Annotated in this window: 15 protein-coding genes; 7 read left to right on the top strand and 8 right to left on the bottom strand. The window is 46.2% G+C overall.

Translation table 11 applies throughout. The annotated features are described in order from the left end of the window. Positions 1-3 precede the first annotated feature (3 nt). On the top strand, positions 4-600 hold the full coding sequence (locus tag VEA_RS00515) for a LysM-like peptidoglycan-binding domain-containing protein (protein ID WP_012841171.1): 597 nt from the start codon (positions 4-6) through the stop codon (positions 598-600). A gap of 85 nt (positions 601-685) precedes the next feature. On the opposite strand, the gene VEA_RS00510 is transcribed toward VEA_RS00515, so the two are convergent. After that, positions 686-1,147 carry a GNAT family N-acetyltransferase gene (locus tag VEA_RS00510; RefSeq protein WP_041853000.1) on the bottom strand — a complete coding sequence of 154 codons (462 nt, stop codon included), beginning with the start codon at positions 1,145-1,147 and terminating at the stop codon, positions 686-688. Between the two features lie 142 nt (positions 1,148-1,289). Here VEA_RS00510 and dbpA point away from each other — a divergent pair, with 142 nt between their 5' ends. Beyond that, complete coding sequence (gene dbpA, locus VEA_RS00505; RefSeq protein ID WP_012841169.1) at positions 1,290-2,669, top strand: ATP-dependent RNA helicase DbpA; 1,380 nt, start codon at positions 1,290-1,292, stop codon at positions 2,667-2,669. 52 nt (positions 2,670-2,721) lie between these two features. On the opposite strand, the gene VEA_RS00500 is transcribed toward dbpA, so the two are convergent. After that, a complete protein-coding gene (locus VEA_RS00500) occupies positions 2,722-3,300 on the bottom strand; it encodes a Crp/Fnr family transcriptional regulator (RefSeq protein ID WP_012841168.1) in 579 nt (192 codons plus the stop codon). Positions 3,301-3,397: 97 nt separating this feature from the next. After that, positions 3,398-5,359, bottom strand: a complete 1,962-nt coding sequence (gene cpdB / locus VEA_RS00495; RefSeq protein WP_012841167.1) for a 2',3'-cyclic-nucleotide 2'-phosphodiesterase — start codon at positions 5,357-5,359, stop codon at positions 3,398-3,400. Positions 5,360-5,634: 275 nt separating this feature from the next. On the opposite strand from cpdB, the gene cobA reads away from it, so the two are divergent. The 5 genes from cobA to cysC all read left to right on the top strand — a co-directional run bounded on the left by cobA (position 5,635) and on the right by cysC (position 11,546). Beyond that, the gene (cobA, locus tag VEA_RS00490; protein ID WP_031780800.1) at positions 5,635-6,510 is read left to right on the top strand and encodes a uroporphyrinogen-III C-methyltransferase; all 876 of its coding nucleotides are present in this window, start codon (positions 5,635-5,637) and stop codon (positions 6,508-6,510) included. Positions 6,511-6,569: 59 nt separating this feature from the next. Continuing rightward, entirely contained in the window at positions 6,570-7,478 is a 909-nt protein-coding gene (gene cysD, locus VEA_RS00485; RefSeq protein ID WP_005379592.1) for a sulfate adenylyltransferase subunit CysD, read from the top strand. Positions 7,479-7,496: 18 nt separating this feature from the next. Continuing rightward, positions 7,497-8,927 (top strand): sulfate adenylyltransferase subunit CysN, encoded by a 1,431-nt coding sequence (gene cysN / locus VEA_RS00480; protein ID WP_006742973.1) that lies wholly within the window; start codon positions 7,497-7,499, stop codon positions 8,925-8,927. A gap of 252 nt (positions 8,928-9,179) precedes the next feature. Next, positions 9,180-10,904, top strand: coding sequence for an SLC13 family permease (locus VEA_RS00475; RefSeq protein WP_005392351.1), 1,725 nt, complete (start codon positions 9,180-9,182; stop codon positions 10,902-10,904). 24 nt (positions 10,905-10,928) lie between these two features. Continuing rightward, positions 10,929-11,546, top strand: a complete 618-nt coding sequence (gene cysC, locus VEA_RS00470) for an adenylyl-sulfate kinase (protein ID WP_006742972.1) — start codon at positions 10,929-10,931, stop codon at positions 11,544-11,546. An 89-nt stretch (positions 11,547-11,635) separates the two neighbouring features. On the opposite strand, the gene VEA_RS00465 is transcribed toward cysC, so the two are convergent. The 5 genes from VEA_RS00465 to zrgA all read right to left on the bottom strand — a co-directional run bounded on the left by VEA_RS00465 (position 11,636) and on the right by zrgA (position 16,065). Continuing rightward, on the bottom strand, positions 11,636-12,541 hold the full coding sequence (locus VEA_RS00465; protein ID WP_006742971.1) for a TIGR03899 family protein: 906 nt from the start codon (positions 12,539-12,541) through the stop codon (positions 11,636-11,638). A 322-nt stretch (positions 12,542-12,863) separates the two neighbouring features. Continuing rightward, entirely contained in the window at positions 12,864-13,358 is a 495-nt protein-coding gene (locus tag VEA_RS00460) for a DUF3299 domain-containing protein (RefSeq protein WP_012841166.1), read from the bottom strand. Positions 13,359-13,362: 4 nt separating this feature from the next. Continuing rightward, a complete protein-coding gene (locus VEA_RS00455; RefSeq protein WP_006742970.1) occupies positions 13,363-14,622 on the bottom strand; it encodes an ABC transporter permease in 1,260 nt (419 codons plus the stop codon). Further along, positions 14,619-15,347, bottom strand: coding sequence for an ABC transporter ATP-binding protein (locus VEA_RS00450; RefSeq protein WP_006742969.1), 729 nt, complete (start codon positions 15,345-15,347; stop codon positions 14,619-14,621). Before VEA_RS00450 ends, VEA_RS00455 begins: the two co-directional genes overlap by 4 nt. Before the next feature lie 52 nt (positions 15,348-15,399). Further along, on the bottom strand, positions 15,400-16,065 hold the full coding sequence (gene zrgA / locus VEA_RS00445; RefSeq protein ID WP_006742968.1) for a zinc uptake protein ZrgA: 666 nt from the start codon (positions 16,063-16,065) through the stop codon (positions 15,400-15,402). Positions 16,066-16,098 lie beyond the last annotated feature (33 nt).

Below are 16,098 nucleotides of genomic sequence, written 5' to 3'. Positions count from 1 at the left end.
AAAATGAATCGTCGCAGAAAGAAAAAGCAGCAAGTCGACTATGTCGAATTGGTTAAACAAAAATTCGCTGCTATCGACTGGAAGCAGCCGTTCAACAAAGAGCAATGGTTGGAGCGTATACAGCCAGTTAAGCAGTTTTGGCTGCGCCTACCGAAATTCCATCAGCGAGCTTTGATGGTTTTAGTACCATTGATTCTGGTACTCCTTGTTATTCCTTTGCCGAATAAAACTGAACAATCAGTTGAGCAAGCTGAGGTCGATCATCAGCGCGTAGCGATTCAGCTGAACGCACAGAGTTTAAGCCAGCAAAGAACCTCTAAGAATTCCGGGCCGAAATCCGAAGACTGGAAAGAGTACACGGTTAAAAATGGCGACACGTTAGCGCAGGTTTTCAGAAGTAATCAGCTCTCGATGGCGGATCTTAGCGCTCTAGTAAAAATCGAAGGCAGTGATAAGCCGCTGAGCCAAATTAAACAAGGACAATTGATTCGCTTTAAGCTTAGCGATGAAGGCGAGTTGGATATGCTGCAACTAGAAAAAAGCGGCCGGTCCGTCATGTTTTTCCGCTTATCGGATGGGACCTTTGGGCGCAACAAGTAGATGCTTCAAATGAACTAAAGACGCGAAGGTATCGCGTCTTTTTAGTTTATCTATCTTTGAATTAGTTGACCTAGCAATGAAGGCGTCATACCGCTACGGCTTCTTTTCGCATATCCACATGAGGAATACCATCCTCTAGATAGCTATCAGAAATAACTTTGAATCCATGACTCGCATAAAACTGGATGAGATGCTCTTGAGCTCCTATATCAATCGTCTGTCCTGGCCACAATATTTCACACTGTGTTAATGCCTCTTCCAGCAACTTATGTCCCAGACCATTACCACGCGCAGTTTGTTTGGTGACGACTCGACCGATGCTCACATTGTCATACGTCGTGCCAGCGGGTAGCAATCGTGCGCAAGCAACAAGTTCATCACCGTGGTAACCTATTAGATGATAAACACCTTCCAGTGTGTCTTTGCCATCCAGTTCAGGATAAGGGCAGGTTTGTTCAACGACGAATACATCCACACGTAATTTCATCATTGTATACAATTGTGTGGTTGTCAGTTGAGCAAAGGGCAAAGTAATCCAAGTGAGCATGTTGTCATCCGTCATGAGAGTAGAGTGACTGACTTTACTTTGTTTTGTACTCATACTCATTAACAAAGGTTAATTATCACTGGTTTTCCCACCAAATCTGGTGATAATGTGCCCTCTTTTCATCTCACCTGAGGATATTCCCGTGAGCAAACAAACTTTTGATCAAGTCGGGCTAAACCCAGCGTTACTCGCCACACTTGATTCCCTGAACTACACCCACATGACGCCAATTCAAGCTTTGAGTTTGCCTGCAATCCTAAAACATCGTGATGTCATCGGGCAGGGTAAAACGGGCTCAGGTAAAACCGCTGCATTTGGTTTGGGTGTTTTATCGAACCTTAACGTCAAACGCTTTCGTGTCCAGTCATTAGTATTGTGTCCAACTCGTGAGCTTGCGGATCAAGTCGCGAAGGAAATTCGTACTTTAGGTCGTGGCATTCATAATATTAAAGTGCTTACTCTCTGCGGTGGGATGCCAATGGGGCCACAAATTGGTTCTCTGGAGCATGGCGCGCATATCTTAGTCGGCACACCTGGCCGTATTTTGGATCACCTTGAGAAAGGCCGAATTAACCTGAGCGAGCTGAATACCTTGGTGCTGGACGAAGCTGATCGCATGTTGGACATGGGTTTCCAAGACGCATTAGATGCGATTATTGATGCAGCGCCAAAGCAGCGTCAAACTCTACTTTTCAGTGCTACTTTCCCAGAGAAAATTGAGCAAATTGCGCAGCGTATTATGCAGACGCCTGAAGTCATTAAGGTGGAATCGACTCATGATACCTCAAGCATTGCTCAGCATTTCTACAAAGTTGAAGGTTCGGAAGCGCGTGATGAAGCGTTGGCGAACTTGCTACTGACTCACCAACCAGAGTCCGCTGTGGTTTTTTGCAATACCAAAAAAGAAGTGCAAAGTGTCGCAGATGAGTTGCATCGCAAAGGGTTCAGCGTTATCGATATCCATGGGGACTTAGAACAGCGTGAACGCGATCAAGCATTGGTGCAGTTTGCTAACAAGAGTGTTTCTATCCTTGTCGCAACAGACGTCGCGGCGCGTGGTTTGGACGTAGATAACCTTGATGCAGTCTTTAACTTTGAGCTATCGCGCGATCCTGAGGTTCATGTACACCGTATTGGTCGTACAGGTCGTGCGGGTAGTAAAGGTTTAGCGTTCAGCTTTTTTGGTGAGAAAGACGGTTTACGTGTAGCTCGTATTGAAGAATACCTAGAGATGGACGTGGTACCAGCAACATTGCCTGCCAAATCAAATCAGCAGCCATACCAAGCGAAGATGGTGACGATTAACATTGATGGCGGTAAGAAACAGAAAGTACGACCGGGTGATATCTTAGGGTGTCTGACGGGGAAAAATGGTATCCCAGGCTCTCAAGTTGGCAAGATTCACCTGTTCCCGATGCGCGCCTACGTTGCGGTCGAGAAGTCAGCTGCCAAAAAGGCTCTACAAACCATTAGTAATGGCAAGATGAAAGGGCGTCAGTTCCGGGCGCGGCTTCTTAAATAGCTTAAATAACACAGAAAGGCTCTTCGTTTGAAGGGCCTTTTCTTTTTCGAGTTTACTTGGATGTGTGATCTTTAGTTAAGCGCGCTTTAATTCGGCTCAAACTGATAGGCGTGATCCCAAGATAAGCAGCTATTTGGCTATCGGTAATACGTAGCTTTAAGTCTGGGTAGTGGGCGCAAAATAGTTGATATCGTTCCTCTGGTGAGTAGAGCAGCATAAAGCGTTCTTTGTTCTCTTTATTAACCAGTTGGTTTTCGAGTAGCTTTAAGTAAATGGCGTGTTTTTCTGCTCGCCATTGATGCAACGTTTCAATTGGTAAGCAAAATAGCTGACAAGCGCTCAGCGTTTCCAATAAGTAAGGCGAAGGTTGGTTCTTAATTATGCTCTCAAAGCCGATAACCCAGTCTTTTTCCCAATAAAATTCTTTACTGAACTCTTTGCCCTGCTCAGTGAGATAGCTTGCATGGCATAACCCTTCAATAATGAAGTAAAGGTGCGAGCTAAACTCTCCTTGGTGGTTAAGAATGTGGCGCGTAGGCAGTTCGAGTAACTCACCATTTTCGATAAGTTGGTTTGCTTCTGTGTCTAAGAAGCCATGATTGACTAAGTCTGAAAAAAGATCGCTGTGCATGTGATAACTCAGAAACGGTTTTCTTTATTCTAACGGGTTTTATTGATAACAAAAAAGCGGCTCATGAGAGCCGCTTAGCGTTGTTGTCAAATCAGCCTTACTTATTCAGATCGATTTGGTAAATCGCGAAACCAATATCGTCAGTCGCGACACGTTTCATTGGGTATTGACCTTTATCTTTAATGAATTGCGCCGCTTTATCGCTAGGAGATGTTTCGAAGCGAATATCTAGCTTTTTATCGGATTTAATCGGTGCGAAAGACCAGTTGTTGTCAGCGCTTGGTGTCACTTCACCTTTTTCTTCACTCACGCGAGAAATATAAGCGGCGACGACAGAGCGGTTTTCATCTGGTGCGTCAAACGCAATAAAGTCTGGGCCCGTACCAGGGAAGGTATTGCTATAAGCACGGTAGTTATTGGTTGCGATGATGAAGTCTTGTTTTGGTTCAACTGGCTTACCGTTGTAAGTCAGGTTCACGATACGCTGTGAATCTGGATTAATCACTTTGCAACTCGCGTCGTATTTGGGCGGTTGGGTGATATCGATCTGGTAGTTCACCCCATCAATGACATCGAAGTTGTACGTACGGAAATTATCCCAATCAATCAAAGATTGCGGTTCAGGATTGTTGATGTCGATGTGGTTGAATTGACCCGCGCTGCACTCTAGCCATTCGCGAACCTCTTTACCTTTCACTTTCATCGCGACCAAGGTGTTGGGATATAAATAAAGATCGGCAGCATTACGGAAGGTGAGCTGACCGGACTCTACTTCCGTGAAGTTATTCGGATCGTTCTTACGCCCCCCGACTTTAAATGGTGCTGCGGCACTCAATACTGGAATGTCAGCGAGATCTGGGTCGCCTTGAATAAAGCGTTCCACGTAATCTTTCTGAGCAAGGTTAACGATCTGAATGGTTGGGTCGTCCTGCACTAATGCCAAGAAGCTGTACATGACATCATTTGCTTTGCCGATTGGTTGGTTTACAAATTCACGAGTGCCTTTGTGATCTTCTTCTAACGCTTTCACAATATCTTCATCGGCTTTAGCTAATGACTTCTTATTTACTTTATCGAAGATAGGGCGTGCTTCTGCTTGGCCTTCGACGACTTGCCATCTGCCGTCTTCCTCTTTCAGCATCAAATCCATCACACCTACATGACTTCCCCAGCGACCAGGCATCACTGACGTCACACCATTGATGGTCCCTTTCTCGGTATCAACACCAGGTAGGTTTGCAAAGTCTTTCCCTGGGAAGACCGCGTGAGAGTGGCCAAAAGCAATCGCATCAATACCTTCAACTTCTGTGAGGTAGTAAACTGAGTTTTCAGCGCCAAGCTTGTATGGGTCAGTAGAAATGCCCGAGTGTGGAATCGCCACAATCACGTCTGCGCCTTCTTTCTTCATTTGAGGAATCAGTTTTTCTGCCGTTTCCTTAATGTCTTTAGCAAAGACTTTGCCTTCTAAGTTCTTCTTGTCCCACACCATAATTTGTGGTGGTACAAAGCCGATATAACCCACTTTTATTTGATGCGCTTCGCCGTTTGTGTCTTTAAAGGTGTGGGTTTTGATCAGGTAAGGCTTGAAGTAATGCTCACCGGTTTTTTTATCAAATACGTTTGCGTTGATGTAAGGGAAGTTAGCGCCCGCCAACGTCTTTTGTAGAAAGTCTAGGCCATAGTTGAACTCATGATTGCCAATGTTGCCCACATCGTAGTCTAGTTGGTTCATCGCCTTGTAGACTGGGTGCACATCGCCAGCGTTAATCCCTTTCGCCGCCATGTAATCACCCATTGGGCTGCCCTGAATTAAGTCGCCGTTATCAACTAATACACTGTTTTCAGCCTCTGACTTTGCCTGCTTCACTATGGTCGCGGCGCGACTTAAACCGATTTGCTGTGATGGTTGGTCTTTGTAGTAATCGTAATCCATCACGTTGGTGTGAATGTCGGTGGTTTCGATGATACGAAGCTTGATGGTATCGGCCATCGCAGGGCCAGCAAGCGTTAGCATGCCACTTAACACTGCGAGGGAAATAGGGTGAACTGCCACTTTCATTTGGTGCTCCAATTCAATGGGAAGGGGGAATCGTACCGCGTAATGTATCAAACGCTGGTGCAACTTAATGATAAAGATACAGAAAACTGTGAACAGAAATCAGTTTACTGAACCTTATTCATATTAACCGCCGACTTTTTCACTCTTTTGAATGAGACCAAACAAAAACTTCTTAGCAGATTTTTGAATAAAAAATGAAATTTTAGAATTTCAGGTAATATAAACGCCCCGCCATAATGCTTGCATAACGATATCAATGGACGATGAGCAAGCACATGGCAACGAACGATTCAGTCACTTCTTTTCCTAAACCAAAGCCCCGGTTAGTTTCTGACAACCCAGTAGCTGGTGTTACTCGTTTTGCAAAGCAATCGCTACAGCCTGGTGAAGTCGCCTTAGTAGGTGCAGGACCTGGTGATCCTGAACTTCTTACGGTGAAAGCATTGAACTGCTTGCAGCAAGCTGATGTGGTTTTGTACGACTACTTGGTGTCAGAAGAAATCATGGCATTGATTCCAAGCGATACGATTTTGGTGTGCGTTGGGAAGCGAGCTGGGCATCACAGTGTGCCGCAGGAGAAGACGAACCAGCTATTGGTGGACTTTGCCAAACAGGGCTACAAAGTCGTGCGCATTAAAGGTGGTGATCCATTTGTATTCGGTCGTGGCGGTGAAGAGCTGGAAGTGCTTGCTGATGCAGGCGTCCGTTTTCAGGTCGTCCCTGGCATTACCGCGGCAGCTGGCGCAACGGCCTATGCTGGGATTCCACTGACTCATCGCGATTACGCGCAATCGGCCATCTTTGTGACTGGCCACTTGAAAGAAGAAAGCGATGAGATGGATTGGTCCACGTTGGCTCGTGGGAATCAGACTTTAGTGATCTACATGGGGCTGATGAAATCACACTATATTCAGAATCAACTCATTAAGCATGGTCGTTCTGCGTCGACTCCGATTGCCATTATTGAGCGTGGTACGCAGATTCAACAAAAAGTATTTACGGGAGAGCTCTCCCAACTCTCTGATTTATCGAAGGAAGCACAATCGCCATCTTTGATTGTTGTCGGAGAGGTAGTGCGACTGTCTCAAAAGTTAGACTGGTTTTTGTCTAGTACTGAATTCAACAAAAGTGCTATTGCTAACTCCATATAATTTCAGACCAAAGATTAGAGACGTAATGCGCCTTCAAGCTTAAAAAGGAAATACAAAACATGGACCAACAACGTTTAACTCACCTTAAACAACTCGAAGCGGAGAGTATCCATATTATCCGCGAAGTTGCGGCTGAGTTTGATAACCCAGTCATGATGTATTCGATTGGTAAAGACTCATCAGTGATGCTGCATCTAGCGCGTAAAGCGTTTTACCCGGGCAAAATTCCATTTCCACTTTTGCATGTCGATACCGACTGGAAATTCCGCGAGATGATTGAGTTTCGCGATCGCACCGCTGCCAAATACGGCTTTGAGCTTTTGGTACATAAGAACCCAGAAGGTCTAGCAATGGGCTGCAGTCCGTTTGTTCATGGCTCGTCAAAGCATACGGACATCATGAAAACGCAAGGTCTTAAGCAGGCGCTAAACAAATATGGCTTCGATGCTGCTTTTGGTGGCGCTCGTCGTGATGAAGAAAAATCACGCGCAAAAGAGCGCGTGTATTCATTCCGCGATAAGAACCATACATGGGATCCTAAAAACCAACGTCCTGAGCTATGGAAGACGTACAACGGTCAGGTCAATAAAGGGGAGAGCATTCGTGTATTCCCACTTTCGAACTGGACGGAGCTTGATATCTGGCAATACATCTATTTAGAAAACATCGAGATCGTACCGCTTTATCTCGCTGACAAACGCCCAGTTGTTGAACGCGATGGCATGCTGATCATGGTTGATGATGATCGTATGGAGCTTCAACCGGGTGAAGTGATTGAAGAGAAGAGTGTGCGCTTCCGTACTCTTGGTTGTTATCCATTGACTGGGGCTATCGAGTCTGAAGCAAACACTTTAACTGGCATTATCGAAGAGATGCTGGTGGCAACGTCGAGTGAGCGCCAAGGTCGAGCGATCGACCACGATCAGTCAGGATCGATGGAGCTTAAGAAACGTCAAGGTTACTTCTAAAGGATCTAAGGAAAGATAATGAACAGTGCAGTTGAAGCTCAATTAGCCGAGCTTGGTATCGAAGGCTATTTAACACAACACCAGTACAAGTCGTTACTTAGATTCTTGACTTGTGGCTCGGTAGATGACGGTAAAAGTACACTAATCGGTCGCTTACTCCATGACTCAAAACAAATTTATGAAGATCAGCTAGCGGCAGTACACTCAGACAGCCAACGTGTGGGCACCACGGGTGAAAAGCCTGACCTTGCGTTGTTGGTCGATGGCTTACAAGCTGAGCGCGAGCAGGGGATCACGATTGATGTGGCTTACCGCTATTTCTCGACGCAGAAACGTAAGTTCATCATCGCCGATACACCTGGGCACGAGCAGTACACGCGTAATATGGCAACAGGCGCATCGACGTGTGACTTAGCGGTGATCTTAGTTGATGCACGTAAAGGCATTCTTGATCAAACTCGTCGTCACTCTTTTATTTCCAACCTACTGGGTTTGAAACACTTTGTTGTGGCGATCAACAAGATGGATTTAGTGGATTACTCGCAAGAGCGCTTTGAAGAAATCCGCGATGAGTATCTTAAGTTTTCTGAGAACCTGACCGGGGATATTGATATTCAAATCATCCCGATTTCGGCGCTTGAAGGTGACAATGTGGTGGATAAAGGGCAAAACCTAAGCTGGTTTAAAGGCCCGTCATTGCTTGAACTTCTTGAAACGGTCGATGTGGATCAAGAAAAAGGTGCGGGTGAGTTCCGCTTCCCTGTGCAATACGTTAACCGTCCTAACCTCGATTTCCGTGGTTTTGCGGGGACGATTTCTTCAGGTTCGATCAAAGTCGGTGATGCCATCAAAGCATTGCCATCGGGGAAAACGTCAACCGTGGCACGCATTGTTACGTTTGATGGTGATATTGAGGAAGCTCGTGCTGGGTTGGCGGTCACTCTGACGCTAAGCGATGAGATCGATATTAGCCGTGGCGATTTGATTGTCCTAGACAATGCTCAAGTGGAAACCACAAACCACTTGCTTGCCGATGTGGTATGGATGACAGAGCAACCTCTGCAACCGGGTCGTGACTACGACATCAAAATCGCGGGTAAGAAAACTGTGGGCCATGTTGAAGCTATTCGTTACCAATATGATATCAACAACCTATCGACTCATAGTGCGGCAGAGCTGCCATTGAATGGTATTGGCTTGTGTGAATGGTCTCTCAATGAGTCAGTTGCGCTGGACAATTACCAAGATTGTGCTGATACCGGCGGCTTCATCATTATCGATCGTCTGACGAATGTGACGGTTGGTGCAGGCATGGTCAAAGAAAGCCTCGCGGTGGTTGAGCGCGACTTGACGGACATCTCTGCGTTTGAAGTTGAGCTGAATGCACTTGTGCGTAAACACTTCCCACACTGGGAAGCAAAAGACGTCAGCCAATTGCTGAAAAAGTAATTGGCGCGCCCGAGCACGATAAGCTCTGATTCTATCTGTTGTTGTGCTTGGGGCGTCGCTGCCTAACTGAGTTGCGAAATGCAGTTAGGTTATTCTCCTAATACCAGAATGCTTCGGTGAAGCCCAAGAAAACCGAGCATTCTGATGTTCTTTTCGCTTGCGCTGATTTTGGTCTGTTTACTCGTTTGTCTGGTGTCTCACGGATAAATGAGTCGTTGTTGTGCCCTTTGGGCGATTTGGTAAGGAAAGGCTATGTGGGAACAAGGGTTTGTATTAGCGATTTTGCTTGGCATTATCACTTGTTTGCTTGTCACAAAAATTAAGCCTAGTTATGTCTTTGCGGGTGCCGCTTTTATTGCATTTATGGCGGGAATGATGGATTCAGCCACGATCGCATCCAACTTTACCAACTCTTCGTTATTGACTCTGGTTCTGTTGATTCTTGCATCGTGTGCTTTAGAAAAAACGTTACTGATCAGTTGGGTGAGCCGTAGTATTTCTGAAGGCCAGTTAGGTAGTGTGATCGCTAAGCTCGGTGTATCAACGGCCTTGCTCTCTTCATTCACGAATAATACCGCCGTGGTTGTCTCATTGATTGGGGCGATTAAGCGTAATCAGCAGCATGCGCCTTCGAAATTACTCATCCCGCTGTCTTACGCCGCCATTTTTGGTGGCACATTAACTTTGATAGGTACGTCGACTAACTTAATCATCAACAGCTTTGTTGAAGATGCCGGTTTGCCGAGCCTGAGCTTTTTTACACCCACGATGATTGGCTTGGCGGTGTTGGTGGGAGGAATGCTGATTCTTATCCCGCTCAGTTACTTACTGCCGAACTACGATGATCAAAGCCAAGAAGATTTACCGTACTTTCTTGAGTCTCGCGTAGAGCCTGGTTCACCGTTAGTTGGGCGCACGGTCAGCGAGAATAATTTACGTGCGCTGCGCAAACTGTTTCTTGCGGAGGTTGTACGAGATGGCGTGACGGTTTCCTCTGTAGGACCGGATTTCGTACTCAATGCGAAAGACCGATTGTTGTTTTGTGGTGATGTTGAGAGCGTCGCGACCCTGCAAGAAATTCCGGGCCTCAAGCTTTTTGGTCAGCAGCATTTGAATGGGCAAAATTTTATTGAAGTTGTGGTGAGCTCATCCGCGACGTTTTGCTATAAAACACTTAAAGAGAGCCGATTCCGTGACCGCTTTGATGCCGTTGTTGTCGCTATTCGTCGTGGCCATGAGCGCCTAGAGGGCGGTTTGGGTAGCATTACCTTAGCGCCAGGTGACACGTTAGTTCTGGTTCCGGGGAAGCGTTTTGAATCGGAGCGCCGAGCTCATCGTAAAGAGTTTGTTTTAGTGCATGATTTGGACTCTAGCGCTCGGCTTGATACGAATAAATCCTCCATCGTGCTACTGGGTTTTGCTGCCGTAATTGGGTGTGCGCTATTAGAACTAGTACCGATTATTAAAGGCCTTGCCGCGTATCTTATTGCACTTATCGCGTTTGGTATCGTACAGATATCAGAACTGCGCCGCCGTTTTCCGATCGATATCGTCGTGATTGTCGGCTCTGCTTTGTCCATCGCTCAATTGATGATCTCTTCCGGCTTGTCAGAGAGAATGGGAGCGATGTTTATTGAAGCGTTCAATGGCTGGGGCGTGTTTGGAGCCTTGGTCGCAACTTACATCATGACATTAGTTCTTACTGAACTGGTGACGAATAATGCCGCGGCTGCGCTTTCTTTTCCTATTGGCTATAGCATGGCGGTCGGTTATGGCGTTGATCCGATGCCATTCATTATGGCGGTCTTGTTTGGCGCCAGTGCGAGCTTTATTTCTCCCTACGGTTATCAAACCAACTTGCTGGTGTACAGCGTAGGAAATTACAAATTGACCGACTATGTGAGAATTGGTGTGCCGATTTCGATTGTGTACTCTGTATTAGTACTTACTTTGATTCCGGTCTTCTTCCCATTTTAATTCCGATATTTACAAGGATACGTTATGACTGCCGAAACGACGGTAAAAGATGAAAACATTGTTTGGCACCAGCATTCGGTCGATAAACAGTTTCGTGCTGAATTAAAGAAGCAAAAACCTGCTGTATTGTGGTTTACCGGCTTATCTGGAGCGGGTAAATCAACCGTAGCGGGGGCGTTGGAAAATCGCCTTGCAGCATTGGGTTACCACACCTATTTATTGGATGGTGACAATGTGCGACATGGCTTGTGTAGCGATTTGGGCTTTTCTGAACAGGATCGCCGCGAGAATATTCGTCGTATTGGTGAACTGGCTAAACTGATGGCGGATGCAGGCTTAATTGTGTTGTCGGCGTTCATTTCACCGCATCGCGCAGAGCGACAGCTAGTGCGCGACTTATTGCCAGAAGGTGAGTTTATCGAAGTGTTCGTCAATGCATCTCTAGAAGTCTGCGAAGGTCGCGATCCTAAAGGTTTGTACCGCAAAGCACGTGCGGGAGAGATTCCTAATTTCACTGGTATTGATTCGGAATATCAAGCGCCAGAGAACCCTGAAATCGATTTGCCCGCGGGAGAAAAGAGTGTCGATGAGCTGGTGGACTTGTGCTTGGAAGCGCTTAAGTCGCGTGCAGTGATCCGATAAATAAGCATTTGGATCATTGGTGACCTCAAGCTCTTTGAACGGCTTAAGAAGCATTTAGATCATGGGTGGTCAAATGCTTCTCGAACTGCCTACACGGTATGATGAACCGTACTTTTAGCATCACTATGGACACTAAATCTATGATTTAAAAGCGCAAGCATTTGGTCGTAGTAGTCGGCATGTGGTTTGTTACCGAGCAAGGTACAGAGCTCATTGCCTGTTGGCGTGAAGCGGTAATATAAAAGGCGGACGCCTTTGCTGTTCACGTTCAGCGACAAGTTTTTACCTTGGTAGGTGAGGATCAATGGCGTCTCGATACCAATTTCGCCAGATTCAAGCTCGGTACTATGCAGTAACCCTAGTTCAATCAACAGCAACAAACTTGAATAGGGCAGCTGAAAACTTCCCATGTTTAAGCTGTTGGCGATGTCTCGTTTGCCGAAGCTAAATATTCCTCCTTGCGCTTTATAACCAATTAACAGCTTGCGACTGTGATCCCCTCCAAAACTGCACGCCAGAGAGGCGGCTCTTTGCAGAGTTTGCGCTTCTTTTGGTGACATATCTTTGAGGACTTTGAGCGCTTTCATAGACGTCGAGCCTGGGTTTGTCACTTCACGCTTCATCACTTGAGCCCATAACTTTTGCATCGCGCTGTTATGGATGTCTTGAGCCATTTCAAAAAAACGATACAACCAGTCTTGGTCGGGCTCTCCGGCAGTTTCATCTCGGCATGAACTGTGTGCTAGCTTTAAAATCTGCTCTAGGTTTTTTTGTCGCTGTTCTTGGCGTCTCTGTTCACGCAGTTGGGCTCTTTCAAGCGCGGATTTGGCCGGTGGATCGGTTTGCAGTAAGGCATCAAGACCGTGTATTTGGGCAATGGTTTTTACCTTGCTGGCACTGTCTTTGATGTAGCCCTGCTTCTTTTCTTGTTGCGTATTTTTTTGTGCGTTTGACTGATGTTCGATGACAACAGGTTGCTTTGTCGGTTCTGCCATTAATTTTCCTACCAAGAACTGCGCTGTTCGCTTGTTTAAATTTACACCTTATCTAACCAGGCGACCAGATAGGAGTTCTCAGTTTTTGAACGAATAGGGCTATCCAAAATGATAATGAGTTGTTAAAATTGTTATCGTTATTTTGGAGGGACAATGAAGTTCTCAGAAGCAGGTAAATTAAAAAAGCACCTGTCGATAGCGTTTCTTTTGGTTATTTATGTTGGCGTATTAGCGTATTTGTCTCGTTATATCGTGTAACACAGAACTAAAAAAGGCGCCGATGTGACGCCTTAGGTGTACCGATGCATGTCAACGACTTAAACTACATATCGTCGTAGGCTTCTATTTTCGATCCCTCAATAACGTAAGCCGTTTCAGCCAGCTCGTGGCTTATCGTCTCGGTTTTCAACTCCCCAACCACATATATAACATCCCACAGTTCTTGAACGGGTGCGCCTTTGGGAAACTTCACGTAAATGATTTGGTTTGGTGGCGGTGGTGGTACGTGGATACAAGCTCCAAAGTATGGCACCAACAAAAACTCGGTGACGGTATTCGCGTCACCTTCAAGCGGGATGACAAAGCCCGGGATTTTAACTTGGCTTCCATTTAGCTCTGGTCGAACGTTACCAATTTTAGACTGTTGCGCTGCGCCGCCACTGTGATCAGAAGCTGGCATGCCCACACTGTCGAACAGTTTGCGTTCTTTCTCAGGTACAAGATCAATCCAGTCGAGCGTTAATGGCTCCTCGCTTGCGAGTACTGGTGCTATAAATGAGACGATCAGCAAGCAACTTGCGAGTATTTTTCTCCACATTTTATTAAATCCTTATTGTCATTCCGTCACTTAGTGACTGTCGGTAGGCGCGAAAAGCCGGGATGAAACCAATTACAATTCCAGCGCATTGTACGAAACCTAATAACATCCATTCATAGGGCGATAAGAGGCTTAAAGTCAGATGTATTCCATAATGCTGTTGAATGATGGGTTGCACGATGGCGAGAATGGCATACAGCCCTGCCACTCCGGTCACGATTCCGGCAGCAGTAAGTAGACTGGCTTCGCTGATTAACAATGAGAAAACATGACGAGGTCTTGCTCCCATAGCGCGCAAAATCGCCATTTCACGGCGGCGCTCCTGCAAGCTGGTTAATAAGCTGCTTAGCATGCCGAGTAATCCTGCAATCACCACAAAGCCAGACACTGCCATTAAGGCTTGCTCGGCAACAGACATCATTCCCCACAGTTCATGCAACGCAACCCCGGGCATAATCGCGCTAAGCGGTTCTTTGGGATAAGTGTTGATTTGCCTTTGTAGGGCGAAAGTCTGAATACGAGATTTCAAACCGACCAGCATCGCGGTAATTTGCTTGGGCTGAAAGTCTCTGTTTTTGAGGTCTTGTGCTTTGGGTGTTGGGCCTAAACGTGCACCGCTTTCCCATCCGACGTGGATGGCTTCGATGGCTTCTAGCGATACATGAACGGTTTTGTCGACTGGCGTGCCAGTGGGCGCAAGAATCCCGACAACTTTGAATGGCAGGTTGTCATGTCGGCTAAAGCCTACATCACTAATGCCGTGGGCAATGATGATTTCACTACCGACGTGATACCCCAGTTGTTTTGCGACATCAGAACCGAGCACGGTTTCAAATAAACCATTGAATTTTCGGCCTTCTGAAAAGGTTAGTGATTGCTTACTTCCGAATTTATAGTGTTCAAAATAGCTGTGGTTGGTTCCCATGACTCGGAACCCTTTGTGCGAGTCGCCAAGTGAGATTGGAATCGCCCAATCTACTGCTCGATGATTGGCAAACTCTTGGTAGCTCTTCCAGTCAATGTTGTTGGTGGCATTGCCAATGCGAAACACAGAGTAGAGCAGCAAGTTCACTTGTCCAGAACGGCCACCAATGATGAGGTCGGTGCCTGAAATTGTATTGGCGAAGCTATCTTTTGCCTGAGTACGAATGCGTTCTACTCCTAAAAGGAGTATGACAGAAATCGCGACTGTCATGATGGTTAATATTGCCGTCGCCTTACGATTGATTAAGCTCTTCCACGCGAGCTTTGCAACAGCGCTCATGATGCGGCTCCTAGGTTAGATGCTTGGTTAATATCTGGTAGGTTAAGTGTGCGGTCAAATAAGGGCTCAAGCGTTGGATCGTGACTGACGAAGATCAGCGTAGCGTTGGCTTGATTAGTTTGCTCCATCAGGAGTTCAATAAACGCTTTACGGTTATCGTGGTCTAGAGCGGAGGTTGGCTCGTCAGCAATCACTAACCCCGGATACCCAATGAGTGCTCGTGCAGCCGCAACACGTTGTTGTTGGCCAATGCTCAGTTCCGATACCGGACGAGCATGAAGCTCGCTGGGTAGGTGGAGCCTTTCAAGCAGAGCTTGAGCTTGCTCTTCTAACGTTTGAGATGACGTTCTTGAAAGCGCGCGGCCACGTCGTGTTTGACTGAATTGGCAAGGCAGTAGTACGTTTTCAAGTACGTTTAAATAAGGCAATAAATTGAACTGCTGAAAGATATAGCCAATGTGATCGGCGCGAAATTTGTCTCTTTGACTTGCACTTAAACTAACAAGGTCAGTATTCAGTACGGATAGAGAGCCTGATGTTAACGTGTTGATGCCAGTTAGTAGGGCAAGCAGCGTAGATTTACCGCAGCCACTGGGACCTTTGATAAATACGTGCTCACCTTGGGCAATATGTAACTGTGGAATATGAATGGTTGCGTGTGTTGAACCGGGCCAGACAAACTGGGCATTATTTAGCTCAACAACGTTTGACATGATTTCAGTCATACTAAATCACCAAAGCATTGGCGTGTAAGTGTGTACTTACACGCCACTCGTGTTATTTGATTACGATTTGGGAGTTATCTTTGCTCAGTTTGATGGCTGATTGCATGGTGTCAGTGAATATATTGACGTTGATTGACTCAGTCGTTGGAAATTGATTAAACCAGTCGGTTTGAATGTTACTGAGTTGGTTAACTTGGTCACAGCTGAAGCGATATTGCACCGAAAACTCACCATGTCCGCCATTTTCATGCTCCTCATGGTGAGCATCGTGACCGTCATGGTGCTCATGTTCATCATGATGTTCATTGTGGTGATCATGGTGTTCGTGCCCTTCATGATCGTGATTTGCATGGTCATCATGGTCGTGCTCGCTATGATCATGGTCTTCATTAGGGGTGCTGAGGTTATGGTTTACGTAAGCTTCTTCAATATCACAATTGGCTTGCGCGTTAATAGCAAACAGTGTGTTGCTGTCTTCTAGGGTAGCAATTGCTTGTTTAAGTGCTTGCTCTTGCTGTTCATTTTCTGGAGCATGCTCGAAACCGACCACATCGGCTCCGGGAGCAGTAATCTCCACTAACAGATCCTTTCCATCTTGGGCGATATTAAATTCGACATGACCATGCACATGAGCACCGTGCTGGCGGTATTCGTCCGCATTTGCTGCTGTCGATAAAGAGAGACCAATGACAAGCGCTAAAACATGTTTCGATGACATTTTGTGTTTCCTAATTTTGCTGGCACTAACCCG

Source organism: Vibrio antiquarius (genome assembly GCF_000024825.1).
GTDB classification, from domain to species: Bacteria; Pseudomonadota; Gammaproteobacteria; order Enterobacterales; family Vibrionaceae; genus Vibrio; species Vibrio diabolicus.
Note: the sequence above shows the minus strand (reverse complement) of the source record. Positions and strands in the feature narration are given on the sequence as shown.